Here is a 19,796-nt window from a genome sequence, read left to right on the forward strand (position 1 = left end):
GCCGGCCCCGACGGCCGCGCCGCCGCCGACCGGCAGCGCGGTGCCGACGAGGCCGAGCGCGCCGACGCCGAGGACGAGCGGCGCGATGACGGCCCGCATGCCGTGCGAGACGTCGCCGAGCTCGAGCACGAGCGCGCGGCACTCGCCGCAGCCCTCGAGGTGCTCCTCGACGCGCGCCGTCTCGCGCTTGGCCAGGCCGCCGCGCACGTACGACCCGAGGAGCGGGTTGACGTTCTCGCACTCCTTGGCGGGCGCGGCCGTGAGGTGCTGCTGCAGGTACGCCTGGCGCAGACCCTCGCGGGCCCGGTACGCGAGCGCGGAGACGCCGTTGGCCGTGAGCCCGAGGATCGGCGCGATCTGCGCCGGGGTGAGGTTCTCGACCTCCGTGTACCAGAGCACCGCGCGCCACCGCTCGGGCAGCGTCTGGTACGCCCGCGTGACGACGGACCGCTCGAAGCCCTCGAGCGTCGGGTCCTCGGTCGAGGCCATGGGGCCGAACGCGGTCTCGAAGGTGCGCTCGTCGTCGGTCGGCTGCGTGCGGCGGGCGCCGTTGACGAGGTCGTAGGACAGGCGCCTGACGACCGTGAAGAGGTACGCGCGGAACGTGACGTCGGGGCCGCCCCCGCCCTGGAGCACCGACAGCGTGCGGGCGAAGGCGTCCGAGACGACGTCGTCCGCGTCCGCCGTGGAGCGCACGTACTGGCGCGCGACCGTCCGGGCAGCCACCGCGTGGCGCTCGTAGAGGACGCCGAAGGCACCCGTGTCGCCTGCGCGCACGGCCGTGATGAGCTCTGCGTCGCTGAACGCCTCGCTCCACACGTCGGATCGTGCTTCGGTCATGCCACCGCCCCGGACGTCGCCCGGCTCCCGCAGGGCTCACAACGCGCCCCATACTAGACGTATGACCATCGCGTCCGGCAGGGGGCCGCGCGAAGCGGGACGAGCGACGTCGCACCCGTGCGTCCCGAGCCCCATCCCCGAGCTCTCGGCGTTTCACCCGGCCGAACTCGCGTCATGACCGAGCCGCTCAGCCGTCTCGTCCACATGGATCACCTCCATGCTGGGTACGCCGTGCCCGCAGACGCCCCGGAGACGCTGCGCGACGCGTGGCGCGCGGCCAGCGTCGCGAGCGTCTGGCTGCGCCCCGGCGACTGGTACCACCCGGCCGTGGACGCCCTCACGGAGGCGCTCTGCGAGCGCCGTGACGTCACGCCTGCGGCCGAGCGCCTCGGGCGCGCGCGCGGCGAGGCCGGCGTGGGCATCGGCGAGGCGATCGACGACGTGGCCTGCCTCTACCGCTCCTCCGACCGCGCGCCCGACCTCGAGCTGCTGCGCGCCGTCGCCGTCGGCTGGGCCGAGGGCTACGAGACGATGCCCATCTCGCCCGACGTCCTCGACCCCGAGTCGGGCCTCGCGACCACGCAGTACCTCACGCACCGCCTGCGCGAGACGTACGACCAGGCCCGGCGCACGGGCATCCCCGTGACGCGGTCCCACGGGCTCCTCGTCGTCGACGTCGCTCTCGACGAGCTCACGGGCTGGCAGCGTCTCGCCCGGTCCGCGGCGATGGGGCGAGCGCTGACGCAGACGTTCGGCGAGGGGCACCCGATGGCCGCTCTCGGCAACGGGCTCTTCGTCGTGCTCGGCGAGCGCGACGCCGACGACGAGTGGCTGCGCACCGAGCTGCGGCACCGCATCGAGAGGACCGGGCTCGCGCTCGGCGTGTCGGCGATCCTGCGTCGTCCCCCGCGCCTGTGGACGGAGCCGCTGCCGGCGACGCACGCCGCGGCCGTCCAGCTCCTCGGCACGCTGCAGCGCTGAGCGCGCGACGACGCCCCGGACCACGCGGGCGAGCGCGCGACCCGGGGCGTCGGGAACCGGTCAGCGCGGGCTGAAGGTCAGGCAGTCCGCCGTGGCCTCGCCCGAGCCGCCGGCGCCGACGCGGATCGACGGCGCGGTGCACTCGAGCGACGCGTTGTGGACGCACTCCGTGCGCTGGCACGCACCGACGTGGGCGAGCACCTTCTCCAGTCCGCCCTTCGTGCCGAGCGGGATGAAGGTGGCGCACTCGGCGTCACCCGTGTGGCCGGCGATCGTCACCGCGCCGGCGTGGCACCCGTGGTCGTGGTTGTAGCCGCACCCCTCGATCGAGCACTCGACGACCTGGGGCATCTCCATGAGGCTGCTCATCGATCTCTCCGTTCTCCGGGGCCTGGGGGCCGTGATCTCATCGTCCACGGTATTCCCGGAATTCGCCTCTGGATAGCAAGGAAGGCCTTGCTCAAGAATGCGCGAGAGAATGCGAATCAGCGCACCTCATTGTTGCGAAATGTGCGGAGGTGCCGGTCAGCGCTCCGGCCCGCCGTCGCGCCCGGGGCTCCAGATGACGAGCGCGCGCGTCTCCGACCGTTCCACGAGCGACTGCCGCAGCGCCTCCTCGACGCCGCGCCGCACGCTGCGCCCGCGCGGCACGACCACGACGTCGCCGCTCGCCGCCGCGGCGAACACGCGGCCGCCCGGCTCGACGCGCGCCGAGAGCGCCTCGACGCGCCGCTCGAGCCGCTCGACCTGCGACTCCAGGGCGAGGATCCGCTGGATCCCGGCGAGGTTGATGCCCTCGTCGTGGCTCAGGCGCTGCACCTCGAGCAGCTTCGCGACGTCGCGCAGCGAGTAGCGCCGGCCCCGGCCCGCCGCGCGCCGCGGCACGACGAGCCCGAGCCGGTCGTACTGCCGCAGCGTCTGCGGGTGCATCCCGGCGAGCGCCGCGGCCTGCGAGATGACGAGGACGGGCGCGTCCTCGGGCACGTCCGGCCGCTCCGGGGCGCCGTCCGCGTGCGCGGTCACGACGACCGCCCCCTCACTCCGCCGCCTGGCGGGCGAGGTCGGCCCGCACGTCCTGCCCGTCGGTCTCCGCGGCGAGCGCCTCGACCGCCTCGCGCGCCGCCCGCGACAGCTTCTGCGGCACGACGACCTGGACGGTCACGAGCAGGTCGCCCGTCGCCTTCGCCGTCCGCACGCCGCGGCCCTTGACGCGCAGCGTCCGCCCCGACGGCGTTCCGGCCGGGACCTTGACCCGCACGGTCGAGCCGTCGAGCGTCGGGACGTCGACGGTCGCCCCGAGCGCCGCCTCGGCGAACGTCACCGGGACGGTGACGCGCAGGTTGGTGCCGTCGGCCGCGAAGACGGGGTGCGGCGTGACGTGCACGGTGACGACCAGGTCGCCCGCCGGGCCGCCGTTCGGGCCCGGGCGGCCCTTGCCGCGCAGCCGGATCTTCTGGCCGTCGCGCACGCCCGGCGGGATGCGCGTGGTGACGGGACGACCGTCCACGGTGAACGTCACCGTCGAGCCCTCGACGGCCTGCCGGAACGGCAGCGTCGTGGTGGCCGAGACGTCGGCGCCCGTCTGCGGCCCGCCGAAGCCCGCGCCGCCGAAGCGCTGGCCGCCGGCCGCGCCGCCGAACATCGAGCCGAGGATGTCCTCGAACCCGCCGGCGCCCTGGGCCCCGGTGGAGTAGCGCACGCGCGCGCCACCGGGCGCTCCGCCGCCGCCGAACATCCCGCCGAACAGGTCCTCGAACCCGCCCGTGCCCGCGCCGCCCGGGCCCGCGGAGAACCGCGCCCCGCCCGCCATCGCGCGGATCGCGTCGTACTGCTCGCGCTCCTTCGCGTCGGACAGGACCGCGTAGGCCTCGCCGATCTCCTTGAACTTCGCCTCCGCCGCGGCGTCACCCGGGTTCTGGTCCGGGTGGTACTGGCGCGCCAGCTTGCGGTACGCCTTCTTGATCGCGGCGTCGTCGGCGTCCTTGGGGACGCCGAGCGCGGCGTAGAAGTCCTTCTCCATCCAGTCCTGTCCGGTCACGACGCCTCCCTCCTGTGCATCCTCGTCGTCTCGTCCTCGTCCTCGTGGCTGGTGCGCTGCACGCGTCCTGCCGGGCGGCCGGGCCGCTCAGCAGGTGCGCCGATCGTCGCGTGCCCGACGGCGGGGCGCACCTTCCCGAGAAGGCGCGGCCCCGTCGTCGGGCACGGGAGGTCGGCCTACTCCGGGCCGACGACCGAGACGCGCGCGGCGCGCACGACGCGGTCCCCGATCTTGTAGCCCGCCTCGATCACGAGGTTGATCGTGGTCGAGGTGGCGTCGGCGTCGGTCTGGTGCATGAGCGCCTCGTGGACGGTCGGGTCGAACTCCTCCCCGACCGTGCCGTACCGCTCGACCCCGAACCGCTCGAGGCTCTGCCCGAGCTTGTCGGCGATCGCCGCGAACGGCCCTGTCAGCTCGCCGTGCTGGCGCGCCCGGTCGACGTCGTCGAGCACGGGCAGGAGCGCCGTGAGCACGTCCTCCACGCCCTTGGCGCGCGCGGCTTCCTGGTCGCGCAGCGCCCGGTTGCGGTAGTTCGTGAAGCTCGCGCGCTCGCGCTGCAGGGCGTCGAGGTGCTCGGCGGCCTCGGCCTTGGCGGCGAGGACCGCCGCGTCGACCTCTGCCTCGCCGGACGGCTCGAAGTCGAGCCCCGCGAGGGGGTCGGCCGCCGGGGGCTGCTCGGAGCCCTCGCCGGCCGAGCCGCCCTCGGCCCCGGCCGCGCTCTCGCGCGGCCGGGAGGTCTCCGGGTCGACCTTGCGCTTGTCGGTGAACTGGAAGGGCTTGTCCTCGGGGCCCTGACCGGGCTCGCGCCCGGCCTGCTCCTCGGGACCCCGAGGGTTCTCCGCCGTCACTTCTTGTCGTCCTCGTCGTCGACGATCTCGGCGTCGACGACGTCCTCGTCCGGGGCGCTGCTCGCGCCCGCGGCCGCGGTGGCGTCGTCGGTGGCGGCACCGGGGTTGCCCGCGGCCTGCTGCTGCTCGGCCGACGCGTAGAGCGCCTGGCCGATCTTCTGCGAGGACGCGACGAGCTTCTCGTGGGCCGTCTTCACGGCGGCGGCGTCCTCGCCCTCGAGCGCGGACTTCACGCCGGCGATGTCGCCCTCGACCTCGGTCACGACGTCGGCCGGGAGCTTCTCCTTGTTCTCGTTGACCAGCTTCTCGGTCGAGTACACGAACGCCTCGGCCTGGTTGCGGGTCTCCGCCTCCTCGCGACGCTGCTTGTCCTCGGCCGCGTGCTGCTCGGCCTCCTTGACCATGCGGTCGATGTCCTCCTTGGGAAGGGCCGAGCCGCCGGTGATCGTCATCGACTGCTCCTTGCCCGTGCCGCGGTCCTTGGCGGACACGTGCACGATGCCGTTCGCGTCGATGTCGAAGGTGACCTCGATCTGCGGGACGCCGCGCGGGGCCGGCGCGATACCGGTCAGCTCGAACGTGCCGAGCGGCTTGTTGTCGCGCGCGAACTCGCGCTCGCCCTGGAAGACCTGGATGAGCACGGACGGCTGGTTGTCCTCGGCCGTGGAGAAGATCTCGCTGCGCTTGGTCGGGATGGCCGTGTTGCGCTCGATGAGCTTGGTCATCACGCCGCCCTTGGTCTCGATGCCGAGGGACAGCGGGGTCACGTCGATGAGCAGGACGTCCTTGCGGTCGCCCGAGATGACGCCGGCCTGGAGCGCGGCGCCGACGGCCACGACCTCGTCCGGGTTGACGCCCTTGTTGGGCTCCTTGCCGCCGGTGAGCTCGCGCACGACGTCGGCCACGGCCGGCATGCGGGTCGAGCCGCCCACGAGGACGACGTGGTCGATGTCCGAGACGGAGACGCCCGCGTCGGAGATGACCTTGTGGAACGGCGCCTTCGTGCGGTCGAGCAGGTCCTGCGTCATCTGCTGGAACTGCGCGCGCGTCAGCTTCTCGTCCAGGTGGATGGGGCCGTTCTCGCTCATCGAGAGGTACTGCATCGAGACGTTGGTGCTCGTCGCGGACGACAGCTCCTTCTTGGCCTGCTCGGCCGCCTCGCGCAGGCGCTGGAGCGCGATCTTGTCCTTCGACAGGTCGACGCCCGAGCTGTTCTTCACCTGCTTGATGAGGTGCTCGACGATGCGGTTGTCCCAGTCGTCGCCGCCGAGGCGGTTGTCGCCCGACGTCGCACGCACCTGGATCGTGGAGAAGTCGTCGTCGTCCTTGCCGACCTCGAGGAGGGACACGTCGAACGTGCCGCCGCCGAGGTCGAAGACGAGGATGAGCTCGTCCTCCTTGCCCTTCTCCAGGCCGTACGCGAGCGCGGCCGCGGTGGGCTCGTTGACGATGCGTGTGACGTTGAGTCCGGCGATCTGGCCGGCGTCCTTGGTCGCCTGGCGCTCGGCGTCGTTGAAGTACGCCGGGACGGTGATGACCGCGTCGGTGACGGGCTCGCCCAGGTACTCCTCGGCGTCGCGCTTGAGCTTGCCGAGGATGCGCGCGGAGATCTCCTGCGCGGTGTACTTCTTGTCGTCGATCTCCACCGACCAGTCGGTGCCCATGTGGCGCTTCACCGAGCTGATGGTGCGGTCGACGTTGGTGACCGCCTGGCGCTTGGCGACCTCGCCGACGAGGACCTCGCCGGTCTTGGAGAAGGCGACCACCGACGGCGTCGTGCGCGACCCCTCGGCGTTCGCGATGACGGTGGGCTCGCCGCCCTCGAGGACGGTGACCACCGAGTTGGTGGTACCGAGGTCGATCCCGACTGCTCGTGCCATGTGTGCTGCCTCCGTGAGTGCGTGGTCGCGAGCGGCACGGCACGAGGGCCGACCGCCCGGCGGACCGGGTTGAGTCTGCTTCGCTCAAGGTAGGCACGGCACCCTGCTCCGTGCAAGCCCACCGCGCCGAACTTGAGCCTGCTTGACTCAACTGTGCCGGGCGCCTCCGTATTCCCTCGGTCAGAGCAGCTCGACGCCGTCGGCCTGCGGGCCCCGGTCGCTCTGGCGCACCTTGAACCGGACCCGGTCGCCCGCCTCCAGGACCTCGTCGCCCCGCACGACCGACACGTGCACGAACAGGTCCGGGCCCCCGGCGTCGGGCGTGATGAAGCCGAAGCCGCGCTCCTCGTCGTAGCGCGCGACGGTGCCCTCGCCGCCGCGCACGGGCCCGCCGGATCCCGAAGCACGGCCCGGACGACTGCGGTCGCTCGACCCGCGCGCGCCCCCGGAGCCGCGCACGAGCTGCACGTTGCGGGCGTTCGGCCCCCGGTCGCCGGCCACGACGTCGTAGGTCACGCGCGCACCCTCGACGAGCTCGGTCAGCCCCGGCCCGAGCGCGCTGGCGTGGACGAAGACGTCGTCGCCACCCCCGTCGGGGGCGACGAACCCGAAGCCCTTGGTGTCGTCGTACCAGGACACCGTGCCGTCCGCGCCGTCCGCGGGCACGGCGTGCCGGGCGGCCTGCGCCGCGAGCGGCAGCAGGTGGTCCGCCTGCGGCCCCCGCTCCCCCTCGACGACGAGGAACGCCACCCGCTGGCCCTCCGAGATCACCCCGCCCCCGACGATGGCCGAGCTGTGCACGAAGATCTCGGCGCGACCGTCGTCGGGCGTGACGAAGCCGTACCCCTTGGTCGGCTCGTACCACGCGACGGTGCCGAGCACGCCCAGGGGCGCGTCGGCGGCCCGGTCGCCCGTGACGCGGACACGGCGCGCCTGCGGACCTCGGTCGCCCTCGCCCACCTCGAACTCGACGACCTGCCCCTCGCGGAGCACCTTCGGTCCGTCGTCGCCGAGGATCTCGGACGCGTGCACGAAGAGGTCCTCGGCCTCGTTCCCGAGGTCGATGAAACCGAACCCTCGGTCGGCGTCGAACCATCGGACAGTTCCCTGGGGCACCTGGCGCTCCTCGTCTCGGCAGAACATTGCTGTCTCCTAGTGTCCCCCGGCGGAGCCGCAGACGGGTGGGCCGAACAGGTTCGGCGACGACCCGCACCCGAGGACGGGCGTGCGCGGCGCCCCGGGGCCAGCATGGGGACGGCGCGACGAGCGGCCGCGCGGACTCGCGGACGACCCCGCGGAGCGGAGGACGACATGGACGAGCCCGACGACGTGCAGCGCAGCCCCCACGCGCGGGAGGACGAGCCCGCCACCACCGAGGAGAAGGACGAGGCGCTCGACCGCGTCGTCCTCGAGGGACGCCCCCGGCTCTACCGCAGCACGACCGACCTGCTCGCCACGGGCACGGTCGCGGGCATCGAGGTGGGGATCGGCGTGCTGGCGCTTCTCGTCGTCGTGCACGAGACGGACAGCATGCTGCTGGGGGCGCTGGCCTTCTCGGTGGGGCTCGTCGCACTGCGGCTCGGGCACAGCGAGCTGTTCACCGAGAGCTTCCACGTCCCCGTCATGGTGGTCGTGGCCGGGGAGGCGCGCTGGGCGCACCTGCTGCGGCTGTGGGGCGGGAGCCTGCTCGGCAACCTCGTCGGCGGCTGGGTGCTCGCGTGGCTCGTCGTCGTGGCGCTGCCCGACCTGCACGCCACCGCGGGCGAGCTGAGCCACGAGTTCGTCGACCGCCCGCTCGACCTCGAGACCTTCGCCCTCGCGGTGCTCGCCGGTGCGGCGATCACGCTGCTGACCCGCATGCAGAACGGGACGGAGGACGACGTCGCGAAGATCGTCGCGGCGGTCGCGATCGCCTTCGTCATCGTGGGCGGCGGTCTGCTGCACTCGGTGCTGGACACCCTGGTCGTCTTCGTCGCGGTGCACGCCGGGGAGCCGGGCGCCTCGCTCGCCGAGTGGCTGCCGTGGTTCGGGTACGTGGTGCTCGGCAACGTCGTCGGCGGGCTCCTGCTCACCACGCTGCTGCGGGTCGTGCGCAGCCGCGAGCGCCTCCTGCAGTGGCGCCGCGCGGACACGTGACGGACCCCGGGGGCGCCGTGCGCCCCCGGGGTCCCGTGGTTCCGGTGGGTCAGTCGGTACCGCGCTCCGGGTCGATCCCCAGGCCGCCGCCGGCCGTCTCGTCGTCCGGGACGTCACGGCCCGGCTCGCCCGGGTCGACCTTGGTGGGGACGTCAGGGTCCTCGGGCAGCGCGTCGTTCGCCAGCGCGGGGAACGCCCCGGCGGTGCCGATGTCGGGCTCCCCGCCGGCCTGCTCGGGCGCCTGCCGACCCGCCTCGTCGGGCCAGTCCTGCTCCTCGCCCGTCCCCCGGTCCTCGTGCGGTGCGGTGCTCACCTGGTGCTCCTCTCGTCCGTCTCGCGGTCGTCGTCCCTGCTCGCCGCCTCGCGCAGCTCGCGGCCGCGCTCGACGTCCTCGCGCATCTTCTCCTCGCGCTTGTCGCTCGCGCGCGTGTCCTTCGGCGGCAGCTGGATGGTCTCCTCGGCGGCGATGCCGCCCTGGAGCTGGCGGCCGCGCTCGAGCTCGGCGTCCAGCTCGGCGCCGAACAGCAGCGCGAGGTTGGTGATCCAGAGCCACAGGAGCATGACGATGATGCCGGCGAGCGTGCCGTACGTGGCGTCGTAGTTGGAGAAGTTCGCGACGTAGAAGCCGAACCCCGCGGAGGCGATCACCCAGACGACGATCGCGACGACCGCCCCCACGCTGATCCACTTGAACTTCGGCTGCCGCACGTTCGGCGTCACGTGGTAGAGGATCGCGACGATCACGACGACGAGCAGCAGGACCACCGGCCACTTGGCGATGTTCCACACCGTCACCGCCGTCGGGCCCAGGCCCACCGCGTCGCCCACCGCGCGGGCGAGCGAGCCGGAGAGCACGAGCGCCGCGACGATGAGCGCGGCCATGATCACCGTGACCAGCGTGACGAGCAGCATGACGGGGCGCAGCTTCCAGATGGGCCGGCCCTCGTCGATCTCGTAGATGCGGTTCATCGCCCGCCCGAACGCGCCGACGTACCCGGACGCCGACCACAGGGCGAGCGCGACACCCAGGACGAGGGCCAGGCCTGCCCGGCCCCCGCCCTGGGCGGCGTTCTCGACGAGAGGTCGCACGATCGACAGCACGTCCTCCGGCACGACGCCCTCGAGCGTCGTGATGACCCGCTCGACCGCCTGCCCGCCGCTGCCCACGAGCCCGAGCACGGACACGAGGGCCAGCAGGGCGGGCGCCGCCGCGAGCACCGCGTAGTACGTCAGCGCCGCGGCCAGGTCGAGGCAGTTGTCCCGCATGAACTGCCGGACGGTCGTGCGCAGCGAGTACGTCCACGACTGCTTGCGCAGGTCCGCGGGCGTGTCCGGCTTGCGCCGGTCGTCCGGCGCCGGGGCGCCGGCCCGCTCGGACGCGCTGTCGATGTCGGTCATGCCACCTCCTTCGTCGTGGACGGTCTGCCCTGGCCGCGTCGCGGCCGTCGGGTCAGCCCTGGCCGGTCGCCTGCGAGCGGACGTCGCCCGCAGCCTCCTTGCCGTGCTCGCCGACGGACCGCGCCGCGTCCTGCGCGGAGTCCGCGACGGCCTGCGCGCTCTCCTGCGCCGGCTCCTTGAGGTCCTGCACAACGCCGCTCGCGGTCTGCTTCACGTCGTCGACGAGCGGTGCGGCCTTCTCCTTCACGCCCGCGGCGGCACGCTGCTCGGCGCGGCTCGCGGGGAGGAGCGACGCCGCGACCAGCCCCACGCCGAAGGCGATGAGCCCCACCGCGAGGGGGTTGCCCTGCGTCTGCTCGCGCACGGCGCTCGGCGCGGACTGCACCGTGCCGGCCACGGACGACGCCGTCTGGCGTGCCGAGTCGGCGACGGACGAGGCGGCGTCGCGCCCGCGGTCCGCGAGGTCGTGCGTCGTGCCGCGCGCGCTGTCCGCGGTGTCGTGCGCGGAGCCCATGACACGGTCCTTCACCCGCGTCACGCCGTCGCGCACCTTGTCGGCCTGGCGGCGCGCCGCGTGGCTCGGGTTCACCTTGTCGCCGAGCGCGTCGACGTCGCGGCTGAGCTCGCTGCGCGTGCGCTCGATGTCCGCGCGGATCTCGTCGGGGTCGTTGGTGCTCATGCGTTCTTCTCCTCGTGTCCCTGGAGGGCGTTGGGGATCTTCTTCATCGTGTCCGTGGTCTGCGGCATCCCCTCGACGGTGCGCAGGCTCTTGCGGCCCATCGCGGCGAGCACCGCCGCGACCACGGCCCAGATCACCGCGACGACGAGCGCCGACCAGCCGCGGCCGATGGCGGCGCCGAGGCCCCACCACAGCGCGACCGACAGGAACAGCAGGACGAAGTGGCCGGCGACGCCCGCGCCGCCGAGCATCCCCGCGCCCTTGCCGGCGCGCTGCGCCGACTGCTTCGCCTCGACCTTCGCGAGCTCGACCTCCTGCCGGACCAGCGTCGACAGGTCGCGGCTCACCTCGGCGACGAGCTCGCCGAGGCTCGGCTGCTCGCCGCCCGCGCGCTCACCGGCGACGGGCGTCGCGCCCGTGTCGGGCGCGGTGCCCGCGCTGTGCCGCGCGGTGTTCGCCGCCGCGAACGGGTCAGGTGCGGTCGACATCGGTGTCACCCCCGGAGCTGGCCGGACGGGCGGGCATCGACGGCGGGAACGCCGGCGAGCCCGTCTCCCCGCTGGCCGCGCGCGGCAGCGTGGTGTCCGCCGGGGGCGGCGGCGGCTGGTTCGCCAGGTCGGGGTACGCGGACCCACCGCTGTACCCGGGCTCCGTCCCGGCGGTCGCGCCCGACGTCGGCGCCCCCGCAGCGGTCGTGCCGTACGGGCCCGTACCGGTCGACCCCGTGCCGCTGTAGCCCGCGCTGCCGTACCCGGTGTCGGCGGCACCCAGGTACCCGGCGGTCGAGTACCCGCCGCCACCCTGGCTCGCGCCCCCGGCGACCTGGGCGTGCTGACCGCCGGACCCGCTGCCGCCGTCGGCGTCCTTCATGCCGCGCAGCAGCCGGCCCACGACCAGGCCGGCACCCGCCGCGATGGCGATGAACATGCCCGGCCGACGCCGCGCGAAGTCCTCCACCTCGCGCAGCACCGAGCTCGGCTCACGGTCCTCGAACCAGTCGGCGACGCGCGTCGTCGCGTCACCCGCGCGCTGCACGAGCTCGCTCGCGTAGCCGGGGTCCTGGGAGCCGCTCGCCATCTGGTTCAGCTCGTCGCCGAGGGTGCGCAGCCCTCCCGCGAGGCGCTGCTGCTGCGACTGGGCCTGGGACTGCAGCTGCGAGCGGCCCTGGTCGACCAGCCCGCGAGCGCGGTCCTTCGCCTCGTGCGCGACGTCGCGCGCCTTGTCCTTCGCCTCGCCGGCGACCTCGCGGCCGGCGTCACCGGCGCTCGAGGCGGCCTCGCCGAGGCGGTCCTTCACGCCCGAGCCCTGCTGCCCGGAGCCTCCGGACGCCGGTGAGGTCGGGGACCCCGTCCCGGTGCCGTAGGGAACGTTCGTCTCGCTCATCGTCGGACTCCTGTCGTCGTCCACCATCCCGGTCGGTCGTACCGGATGGGTCGGCGGCGGAGCGGGCCGCAGGGCCTGGCTCCGCCGTGCGGGCCCTGTGCTGGACCTTCCCCCACGGTAGGGCGGTGCGCGTCACCCACAACTGGGGCCGGGGGTGCCAGGATGATCCGCGTGAGCCGCCACGACGCCCCCGGCCTGGTCCGCCGCCTCGGGACGACCGACGCCGTCGCCATCGGGCTCGGGTCGATGATCGGTGCGGGGGTCTTCTCCGCGTTCGCCCCCGCGGCGGCCGCGGCGGGCACCGGACTGCTCGCCGGCCTCGTCCTCGCCGCGCTCGTCGCGCTCGCGAACGCGACGTCGTCCGCACAGCTCGCCGCGCAGCACCCGACCTCCGGGGGCACGTACGTCTACGGGCGCGAGCAGCTCGGGCCGTGGTGGGGCTACGTCGCCGGGTGGGGGTTCGTCGTCGGGAAGACGGCGAGCTGCGCGGCCATGGCGCTCGTCGTCGCCGCGTACGTCGCACCCGCCGGGTGGGAGCGTCCCGTCGCGGCCGCGACCGTCGTCGCGCTGACGGCGGTCGGCTACCGCGGCGTGACGCGCACCGCCCAGGCGGCGCGCGTCATCGTCGTCGTCACGCTCGCCGCTCTCGCCGTGGGCGTCGCCGCGGGCCTCGCCGGCGACGGGCCCCGGTGGCCCGCGGTCCTGGACGCCGACGGCGCGCACGGCGGCTGGTACGGCGTCCTGCAGTCCGCCGGGCTGCTGTTCTTCGCCTTCGCCGGGTACGCGCGCGTCGCCACCCTGGGCGAGGAGGTGCGCGACCCGCGCCGGACCATCCCGCGCGCGATCCTCGTCGCGCTGGGGATCGTCGTTGTCGTCTACGCCGTCGTCGCTGTCACGCTGCTCGCGGTGCTCGGCCCCGACCGGCTCGCGGCGTCGACGTCGCCCCTCGCCGACGCCGTCGCCTCCGGCTCGTGGGCGTGGGCGCAGCCCGTGGTCGCCGTCGGCGCGACGGCGGCGAGCGTCGGCGCGCTGCTCGCGCTCCTCGCCGGCGTGAGCCGGACGACGCTCGCCATGGCCCGCACCGGCGACCTGCCCCGGTGGCTCTCGGCCGTGCACCCGCGGTTCGCCGTGCCCCACCACGCGGAGCTCGTCGTGGGCGCGGTCGTCGTCGCGCTCGTGCTCACCGTCGACCTGCGCGGCGCGATCGGGTTCTCGTCGTTCGGCGTGCTCGTGTACTACCTCGTCGCCAACCTCGCGGCGCTGCGCCAGACGGGCACGGACCGCCGCTACCCGCGGTGGGGCCAGGTGCTCGGCGCCGCCGGGTGCGTCGTGCTCGTCACGACGCTCCCCCTCCCCGCGGTCGCCGCCGGGGCCGCGGTGCTCGCCGTCGGCGTCGCGCTGCGCTGGTGGCGCGTCCGCGCCGCGGGCTGAGGCCAGCTGGAAGCCGCGGCGCGGACGCACCGGGACGACGGGCCGGGTCAGTGACCGGCGCCGAGCTTCCCGGCGAGCCGGTCCAGGCGCTCGGTGGTGTCGGGGTTGGCCCCGACGATGGTCACCGTCTTGCCCTTGGCCTCGTACTTCGTGCGGATCGCGTCGAGGGTCGCGACGGTGGAGGCGTCCCACACGTGGGCGTTCGTCATGTCGATGACGATGTTGCGCGGGTCGCCGGCGTAGTCGAACTGGTAGACGAGGTCGTTGGACGACGCGAAGAACAGCTCGCCCTCGACCGCGTAGACGCGCTGGTCGTCCGCGTCGGACGCGTCGAGACGCGTGACGGTCGTGAAGTGCGCGACGCGGCGGGCGAACAGCACCATCGCGACGAGCACGCCGACGACGACGCCGTAGGCGAGGTTGTGGGTCCACACCGTCACGACGACGGTCGCGACCATCACGGCGGTCTCGGACTTCGGCATCCGCTTGAGGGTGCCGGGCCGCACGGAGTGCCAGTCGAAGGTGCCGACCGCGACCATGATCATCACCGCGACGAGTGCGGCCATGGGGATGATCGCGACGACGTCGCCGAGCCCCACGACGAGGACCAGCAGGAACACGCCGGCGAGGAACGTGGAGATGCGCGTGCGGGCGCCGGAGGCCTTCACGTTGATCATCGTCTGGCCGATCATGGCGCAGCCGCCCATGCCGCCGAAGAAGCCGGTGATGACGTTGGCGGCGCCCTGGCCCCAGGCCTCGCGCGTCTTGTTCGAGTGGGTGTCGGTGACGTCGTCGACGAGCTTGGCCGTCAGGAGCGACTCGAGGATGCCGACGAGCGCCATGGCGAGCGCGTACGGGGCGATGATCTGCAGCGTCTCGAGGTTGAGCGGCACGTCGGGGAAGAACAGCGACGGCAGGGACTCGGGCAGCTCGCCCTGGTCGCCCACGGTCGGCACGTCGATGGCTGCCAGCACGGCGGCCGCGGTCAGGAGGACGATCGCGACGAGCGGGGCCGGGACGACCTTCGTCCACCGCGGCATGAGCACCATGATCGCGATGCCGACGGCGACCAGCGGGTAGACCATCCACGGCACGTCCTGCAGGTGCGGGAGCTGGGACGTGAAGATGAGGATCGCCAGCGCGTTGACGAAGCCGACCATGACCGAGCGCGGGATGAACCGCATGATCTTGGCGACGCCGAGCAGGCCGAGGGCGACCTGGATGACACCGGCGAGGATCACGGTGGCGATGAAGTAGTCCATGCCGTGCTCGCGCGCGACGGGCGCGATGACGAGCGCGATGGCGCCCGTGGCGGCGGAGATCATCGCCGGGCGTCCGCCGAGGAACGCGATGGACACGGCCATCGTGAACGAGGCGAAGAGCCCGAGACGCGGGTCGACGCCCGCGATGATGGAGAACGCGATCGCCTCGGGGATGAGGGCGAGCGCGACGACCAGGCCGGCGAGGACCTCGGTCTTCAGCCGGCGCGGCGACCTCAGCGCGGCGAGGACGGAGTACGACTCGTCGGCCTCGGGAGCGCCGGACACCGGCTGGGGGTTCGGGGCGGGATCGGGCAGGGTGGCGCGGACGTCGTTCGGCACGCGGCGTTCCTTCGGGGTCGGGGGCGCGCACGCCCCGAGGACCGGGTCGTGCGACCAGGTCCGGGGATGGACAGGACGAGGGCACGCGACGCTGCGCACGGGAGGACGAGGGGGCGGCGGCGGCCTTCCCGGGAGCGGGAAGAGGGGAAGGACCGCGCCGGCGGAACTCTACCCTTACGTGAGGGTAGAGTTCCAGTCTCGACCGATCCGGGAGACTGACCCCATGAACGACCAGCGCCCTGCCGACCCGCAGCCCACCATCCACATCGGTGCCGTCGCGGAGCGCACGGGCCTGTCGTTGCGCACGCTGCGCCACTACGACGACGTCGGTCTCGTCCGGCCGTCCGCGCGGTCCGACGGCGGGTTCCGCCTCTACACCGAGGCCGACGTCGAGCGGCTCCTGCTCATCCGGCGCATGAAGCCGCTCGGCTTCACGCTCGAGGAGATGGCCGAGCTGCTCGAGCTCGTCGACCGCCTCGACTCCCCCGGCGCCGTCGACGAGGCCGGCGGCACCCGCGACCGGCTCGACGCCTACGTCGCCAGCGCCGAGGAGCGCCGCGCCGACCTCGTGCGCAAGGTCGCGTGGGCCGACGAGCTCATCGCGCTCCTGCGCCACAGGTGAATCTACTGGCTGGAACACGCCGCACGACTCCACCGATCCGCAAGCCGATAGCTGACCAAGAACTCTGTCGCAACCGCGATCTTGGAATCCGCGCCATAGTCACAAGGCAAGTGCTGGTCAACGATCACTTGTTCACGCAACACTGTGTCCATGGCAGCTATCGAGCCCGGCCCCGCCTGGGCCGATGATCCCATTCGCACGCCCAACGAGGACACGCTCGACCACACGAGGTACTCCCGAACCGCGGCCTCACATATAGCCGCCGTTTGGCCGAGAGATTCCAGTGTGGTCGTTGGCCTGACCGGCCCATGGGGGAGCGGCAAGACAGGCATGATCAACCTCATCTGCACAGAACTAAAGGCGGAGAGAGACTCAGCGATCGCCTACTTCACGCCATGGGCGGCGAGCGACGCGAGCACTCTTATTGCCGAGTTCTACGCGACAGTGGCCGAGACACTCCCTAGGGACGACGCGGCCGTGCGCGCGACCCTTAGCAGACTGGCTCGCTACAGCGCAAACCTCCTTCAGTTCATTCCCGTCGCTGGCGCCCCTCTCAGCGCGCTCGCTTCGACCGCTGCCGACGATTTTCTCGAGACGAACTGGAATTCAGCATTCGAGAAGGCATCAGCGGCGCTGAACGATTCTAAAAAGCGGATATTGGTCGTTGTTGACGACGTTGACCGACTGCAACAGGAGGAACTCAGGACTCTGCTCAAGGTGGTTCGCCTGCTAGGCCGCTTTCCCGGAGTATCTTTCCTGCTCGCTTACGATGAGGCGATCTTACTCGCAAACCTGACGAATCCGGACTACGGGTTGAAGTCAGAGCTAGACGCGCGGCTCTTTATGGAGAAGATCGTCCAGTATCCATTGTCCATGCCGCCTCTACTTCCTACGCAAGCACTCCGCCGCCTGAACACCAGGCTAGACACCTTGGTTGCTGAGAAATCACGGTTCAACACAGAACGCCTTGCTGCCGTAGTGCCTGCCCTGTTGAATCAACTGCGAACACCGCGAAGTGTCGATCGGGTTGTCGAACAATATCGGCTATCGCGCGCGTTTCATGAAGCGACCGAGATAGACGACACTGACCTCTTCCTGCTAAGCATCCTCCGTAACCAATTTCCCCGGATTTACACCCGACTGCCCGCAACGGAGGATGCCTTGCTGCGGCGAAGCTCGAGGGAGGATGGCTCGCCCATACCAGAACTCCTTGAAGGGGCAGGAAGCGAGGGGGATACTACCGACGCCAAGCAGATACTTGAGTGCCTCTTTCCCGGCACGACTGGAAGTAGCGCACTCGACCGACCTCACGTGAGCCATGCGGACGCCTTTGCTCGGTACTTCGTTCACGGAGTGCCACGCCATGAGGTCACAGAGTCGGAGCTTCACGCCGCAATTGCAGCCTGTGAGTCAGGCGACGGAACCTTACTTGCTGAGCTTCTGGCAGGTGATGACGGAGACCGAGCCTTGTATGCCCAGCGCCTGCTCTACAGCAAACAACTTCCAGCCGAATCGGCCCTTCCCGTGCTCAGCGAAACGATGGCCATTCTCCACCAAGTACCTACGGATTCCGGGATCGTCGGAACCCGGAGAGACGCCGTGACGCGTTGGGCCGCCAAACTGCTTACCGACATCCCAGTCGATGCGGACCCGCATGCCGTCGCCACAGCAGTGCAGCGCTGCCCTTCTTTCCCACTGAAGATGCGTGCCCTGCGCTCCGCGAGCCCAAGTGACGGACGCGCTCACCTCCAGTTGGCGGAGCAACAGGTCTCTCGCGAAGCGATTACTGAACTCGTGAATCACGTGGCTAAAGGAGATATCGCCGAACCATACGGAGATCCGGAGCCTTTGGAGTGCATCAATTTCATCATCAGGTTCGGCGACACCGAGGCAGCGCGACACAAGTTCGGGGAGCTGCTACAGAACTCCCCCTCGACGCTGGAGGATTTCGCAGCGAGGTTCGCCGCGATAGACGTGCTCATGGGCGACGTGCTGCGACTCCACGACACCCTTTTCTGGAAGTTGTGCCCGTATCACGATGACCCCTGGTTTCGTGAGCCCGGCACGCCTGACGTAGACATGCGAGACGCCTCGTGGGCCAATCGGCGAGTCTTTGTCCGAGGGCGACTCCGGCGCGAGGGTGATCAGTCCGTCTTGTGACTCTTGGGCCGAAGTGATCAACGTCCTTGGGCGTCCGGCTCGCTCGGGGCGCCGCCTGCGTCGTCGGACTCCACGACGCGGGACGACTCGCCCTCCTCCCCCGCCACGGGGATGCCGCGCTCGTGCGGCTCGTAGTACCGCCCGGTGTACCGGGGGCGCAGGAAGTTCTCCGTGGTGAGGACGGCGTCGACCTCCTCGGCGGTGAGCAGCCCGCGCGCCACGACGACGTCGCGCACCGACGCCCCCGTGCGCGCCGCCTCGGCGCCGACGAGGTCGCCGTTGCGGTGCCCGATGATCTCGTTGAGGTACGTGACGATGCCGATCGAGTCGAGCACGTGCCGTCGGCACACCTCGGGGTTGGCGGTGATGCCGGCGACGCAGCGCGTGCGCAGCGTCTCGCACGCGTTCGTCATGAGGCGCAGCGACTCGAACATCGACTGGGCGAGCACGGGCTCCATGACGTTGAGCTGCAGCTGCCCGGCCTCCGCGGCGTGCGTGATCGTCACGTCGTTGCCCATGACCTTGAAGCACACCTGGTTGACGACCTCGGGGATCACCGGGTTGACCTTCGCGGGCATGATCGACGACCCGGCCTGGAGCTGCGGCAGGTTGATCTCGCCCAGCCCGGCGCGCGGCCCGGACGACAGCAGCCGCAGGTCGTTGCAGATCTTCGACAGCTTCGCGGCAAGGCGCTTCACGGCCGAGTGCACCGCGAGGTAGGCGCCGTTGTCGTAGGTCGCCTCGACGAGGTTCTCGGCCGGCACCGTCGCGAGGCCGCTCACCTCGGCGAGGTGGCGCGTCGCGGCCTCGGGGTAGCCGGGCGGGGTGTTGAGCCCCGTCCCGATCGCCGTCGCCCCGAGGTTCACCTCGAGCAGCAGCTCCCCCGCGACCGTGAGGCGCGTGATCTCCTCGTGCACGTTGACCGCGAAGCCCGCGAACTCCTGGCCGAGGCTCATCGGCACGGCGTCCTGGAGCTGCGTGCGCCCCATCTTCAGCACGTCCGCGAACTCGTCCGCCTTCTCGTCGAACGCGAGCGCGAGCTGCGCCACCGACTCGACGAGCGTCCCGACGAGCTCGTGCACGGCGAGCCGGAACCCGGTCGGGTAGGCGTCGTTGGTCGACTGCGACTTGTTCACGTGGTCGTTCGGGTTGATGACGTCGTAGCGCCCCCGGGGGAACCCGACGAGCTCGAGCGCGAGGTTGGCGACGACCTCGTTCGTGTTCATGTTCACGGACGTGCCGGCCCCGCCCTGGAACACGTCGACCGGGAACTGGTCGAGGCAGCGGCCCTTGACCAGGATCTCGTCGCACGCCGCGACGATCGCGTCGGCGACGTCGCCCTGGATCGCGCGCAGCTCCTTGTTGGCGAGCGCGGCGGCCTTCTTGACGAGGACCATGCCGTGGATCATCTCCGGCACGTCGCTGATCGTGGTGCCCGAGATCCGGAAGTTCTCCGTGGCCCGGACGGTGTGGATGCCGTAGTAGGCGTCCGCCGGGATCTCCCGGGTCCCGAGCAGGTCCTCCTCGATCCGCACCGCGCCACGTCGTGCCATGCCCCGACCGTAGCGCAGCGTCGGGGGGTCACCCGTCGGCGGCCGCCTCGAGGCGCGGGGCGTAGACGAACCGCTCGACGCGCGCGACGCTCGACGTCGGACGCCCGTGGCTCGTCGCGTGCACGCCGACCCACAGACCGAGGAACCCGCCCGTCGCGACGGTGTCCAGCGCGCGGGCGTCGGCGACGGCGACCCGGCGCGGCTCCGCGTCGCCGACCGCGGCGGCGAGCGCCAGGTCCGGCCCGC

At 72.0% G+C, this 19,796-nt stretch carries 19 protein-coding genes and 1 pseudogene; 5 read left to right on the forward strand and 15 right to left on the reverse strand.

Going from position 1 to position 19,796, the window contains the following annotated elements; translation table 11 throughout:
- The coding region (locus JZ5iCDA_RS07970) for a sigma-70 family RNA polymerase sigma factor (RefSeq protein WP_139123021.1) at positions 1 to 840 on the reverse strand (840 nt) is incomplete at its 3' end.
- A 174-nt stretch (positions 841 to 1,014) separates the two neighbouring features.
- On the opposite strand from JZ5iCDA_RS07970, the gene JZ5iCDA_RS07975 reads away from it, so the two are divergent.
- On the forward strand, positions 1,015 to 1,821 hold the full coding sequence (locus JZ5iCDA_RS07975) for a hypothetical protein (RefSeq protein ID WP_253182007.1): 807 nt from the start codon (positions 1,015 to 1,017) through the stop codon (positions 1,819 to 1,821).
- A gap of 60 nt (positions 1,822 to 1,881) precedes the next feature.
- Here JZ5iCDA_RS07975 and JZ5iCDA_RS07980 read toward each other — a convergent pair whose 3' ends face one another.
- From JZ5iCDA_RS07980 to JZ5iCDA_RS19930, 6 genes are all read right to left on the reverse strand, one after another.
- Positions 1,882 to 2,190: a DUF1540 domain-containing protein gene (locus tag JZ5iCDA_RS07980; RefSeq protein WP_069386693.1), complete on the reverse strand. Its 309-nt coding sequence runs from the start codon at positions 2,188 to 2,190 to the stop codon at positions 1,882 to 1,884.
- Between the two features lie 156 nt (positions 2,191 to 2,346).
- Positions 2,347 to 2,751: a heat shock protein transcriptional repressor HspR gene (locus tag JZ5iCDA_RS07985; protein ID WP_253182008.1), complete on the reverse strand. Its 405-nt coding sequence runs from the start codon at positions 2,749 to 2,751 to the stop codon at positions 2,347 to 2,349.
- Between the two features lie 106 nt (positions 2,752 to 2,857).
- Positions 2,858 to 3,859 (reverse strand): DnaJ C-terminal domain-containing protein, encoded by a 1,002-nt coding sequence (locus JZ5iCDA_RS07990; RefSeq protein ID WP_069386694.1) that lies wholly within the window; start codon positions 3,857 to 3,859, stop codon positions 2,858 to 2,860.
- 176 nt (positions 3,860 to 4,035) lie between these two features.
- Positions 4,036 to 4,707 carry a nucleotide exchange factor GrpE gene (gene grpE, locus JZ5iCDA_RS07995; protein WP_069386695.1) on the reverse strand — a complete coding sequence of 224 codons (672 nt, stop codon included), beginning with the start codon at positions 4,705 to 4,707 and terminating at the stop codon, positions 4,036 to 4,038.
- Positions 4,704 to 6,587: a molecular chaperone DnaK gene (gene dnaK, locus JZ5iCDA_RS08000; protein WP_069386696.1), complete on the reverse strand. Its 1,884-nt coding sequence runs from the start codon at positions 6,585 to 6,587 to the stop codon at positions 4,704 to 4,706. Before dnaK ends, grpE begins: the two co-directional genes overlap by 4 nt.
- A gap of 180 nt (positions 6,588 to 6,767) precedes the next feature.
- Complete coding sequence (locus tag JZ5iCDA_RS19930) at positions 6,768 to 7,703, reverse strand: cold-shock protein (RefSeq protein WP_069386706.1); 936 nt, start codon at positions 7,701 to 7,703, stop codon at positions 6,768 to 6,770.
- A gap of 195 nt (positions 7,704 to 7,898) precedes the next feature.
- Here JZ5iCDA_RS19930 and JZ5iCDA_RS08010 point away from each other — a divergent pair, with 195 nt between their 5' ends.
- Positions 7,899 to 8,723, forward strand: coding sequence for a formate/nitrite transporter family protein (locus tag JZ5iCDA_RS08010; RefSeq protein ID WP_083259790.1), 825 nt, complete (start codon positions 7,899 to 7,901; stop codon positions 8,721 to 8,723).
- Between the two features lie 49 nt (positions 8,724 to 8,772).
- On the opposite strand, the gene JZ5iCDA_RS08015 is transcribed toward JZ5iCDA_RS08010, so the two are convergent.
- From JZ5iCDA_RS08015 to JZ5iCDA_RS08035, 5 genes are read right to left on the reverse strand one after another with little or no spacing between them, the layout of a single operon-like run.
- The gene (locus tag JZ5iCDA_RS08015) at positions 8,773 to 9,036 is read right to left on the reverse strand and encodes a hypothetical protein (RefSeq protein WP_069386697.1); all 264 of its coding nucleotides are present in this window, start codon (positions 9,034 to 9,036) and stop codon (positions 8,773 to 8,775) included.
- Complete coding sequence (locus JZ5iCDA_RS08020; RefSeq protein WP_069386698.1) at positions 9,033 to 10,121, reverse strand: YihY/virulence factor BrkB family protein; 1,089 nt, start codon at positions 10,119 to 10,121, stop codon at positions 9,033 to 9,035. The genes JZ5iCDA_RS08015 and JZ5iCDA_RS08020 overlap by 4 nt, the downstream gene beginning before the upstream one ends.
- Before the next feature lie 52 nt (positions 10,122 to 10,173).
- Positions 10,174 to 10,800: a DUF3618 domain-containing protein gene (locus JZ5iCDA_RS08025; RefSeq protein WP_069386699.1), complete on the reverse strand. Its 627-nt coding sequence runs from the start codon at positions 10,798 to 10,800 to the stop codon at positions 10,174 to 10,176.
- The gene (locus JZ5iCDA_RS08030) at positions 10,797 to 11,288 is read right to left on the reverse strand and encodes a phage holin family protein (RefSeq protein WP_083259791.1); all 492 of its coding nucleotides are present in this window, start codon (positions 11,286 to 11,288) and stop codon (positions 10,797 to 10,799) included. The genes JZ5iCDA_RS08025 and JZ5iCDA_RS08030 overlap by 4 nt, the downstream gene beginning before the upstream one ends.
- Entirely contained in the window at positions 11,272 to 12,183 is a 912-nt protein-coding gene (locus JZ5iCDA_RS08035; protein WP_069386700.1) for a hypothetical protein, read from the reverse strand. Before JZ5iCDA_RS08035 ends, JZ5iCDA_RS08030 begins: the two co-directional genes overlap by 17 nt.
- Positions 12,184 to 12,345: 162 nt before the next feature.
- Between JZ5iCDA_RS08035 and JZ5iCDA_RS08040 the strand changes: the two genes are divergently transcribed.
- Positions 12,346 to 13,614: an APC family permease gene (locus JZ5iCDA_RS08040; RefSeq protein WP_069386701.1), complete on the forward strand. Its 1,269-nt coding sequence runs from the start codon at positions 12,346 to 12,348 to the stop codon at positions 13,612 to 13,614.
- Between the two features lie 47 nt (positions 13,615 to 13,661).
- On the opposite strand, the gene JZ5iCDA_RS08045 is transcribed toward JZ5iCDA_RS08040, so the two are convergent.
- The gene (locus tag JZ5iCDA_RS08045) at positions 13,662 to 15,191 is read right to left on the reverse strand and encodes a SulP family inorganic anion transporter (protein WP_436967394.1); all 1,530 of its coding nucleotides are present in this window, start codon (positions 15,189 to 15,191) and stop codon (positions 13,662 to 13,664) included.
- Positions 15,192 to 15,438: 247 nt separating this feature from the next.
- Between JZ5iCDA_RS08045 and JZ5iCDA_RS08050 the strand changes: the two genes are divergently transcribed.
- A complete protein-coding gene (locus JZ5iCDA_RS08050; RefSeq protein WP_069386702.1) occupies positions 15,439 to 15,837 on the forward strand; it encodes a MerR family transcriptional regulator in 399 nt (132 codons plus the stop codon).
- Positions 15,838 to 15,987: 150 nt separating this feature from the next.
- Positions 15,988 to 17,997 carry a KAP family NTPase gene (locus JZ5iCDA_RS17935; protein ID WP_139123022.1) on the forward strand — a complete coding sequence of 670 codons (2,010 nt, stop codon included), beginning with the start codon at positions 15,988 to 15,990 and terminating at the stop codon, positions 17,995 to 17,997.
- A 17-nt stretch (positions 17,998 to 18,014) separates the two neighbouring features.
- Here the strand turns inward: JZ5iCDA_RS17935 and aspA are convergent, their stop codons facing one another.
- On the reverse strand, positions 18,015 to 19,550 hold the full coding sequence (aspA, locus tag JZ5iCDA_RS08060) for an aspartate ammonia-lyase (protein ID WP_083259795.1): 1,536 nt from the start codon (positions 19,548 to 19,550) through the stop codon (positions 18,015 to 18,017).
- Between the two features lie 28 nt (positions 19,551 to 19,578).
- Positions 19,579 to 19,796, reverse strand: a pseudogene (locus JZ5iCDA_RS18790) (hypothetical protein); the annotation flags it as partial.

The organism is Cellulosimicrobium cellulans (genome assembly GCF_001722485.1).
GTDB lineage: Bacteria > Actinomycetota > Actinomycetes > Actinomycetales > Cellulomonadaceae > Cellulosimicrobium > Cellulosimicrobium cellulans_A.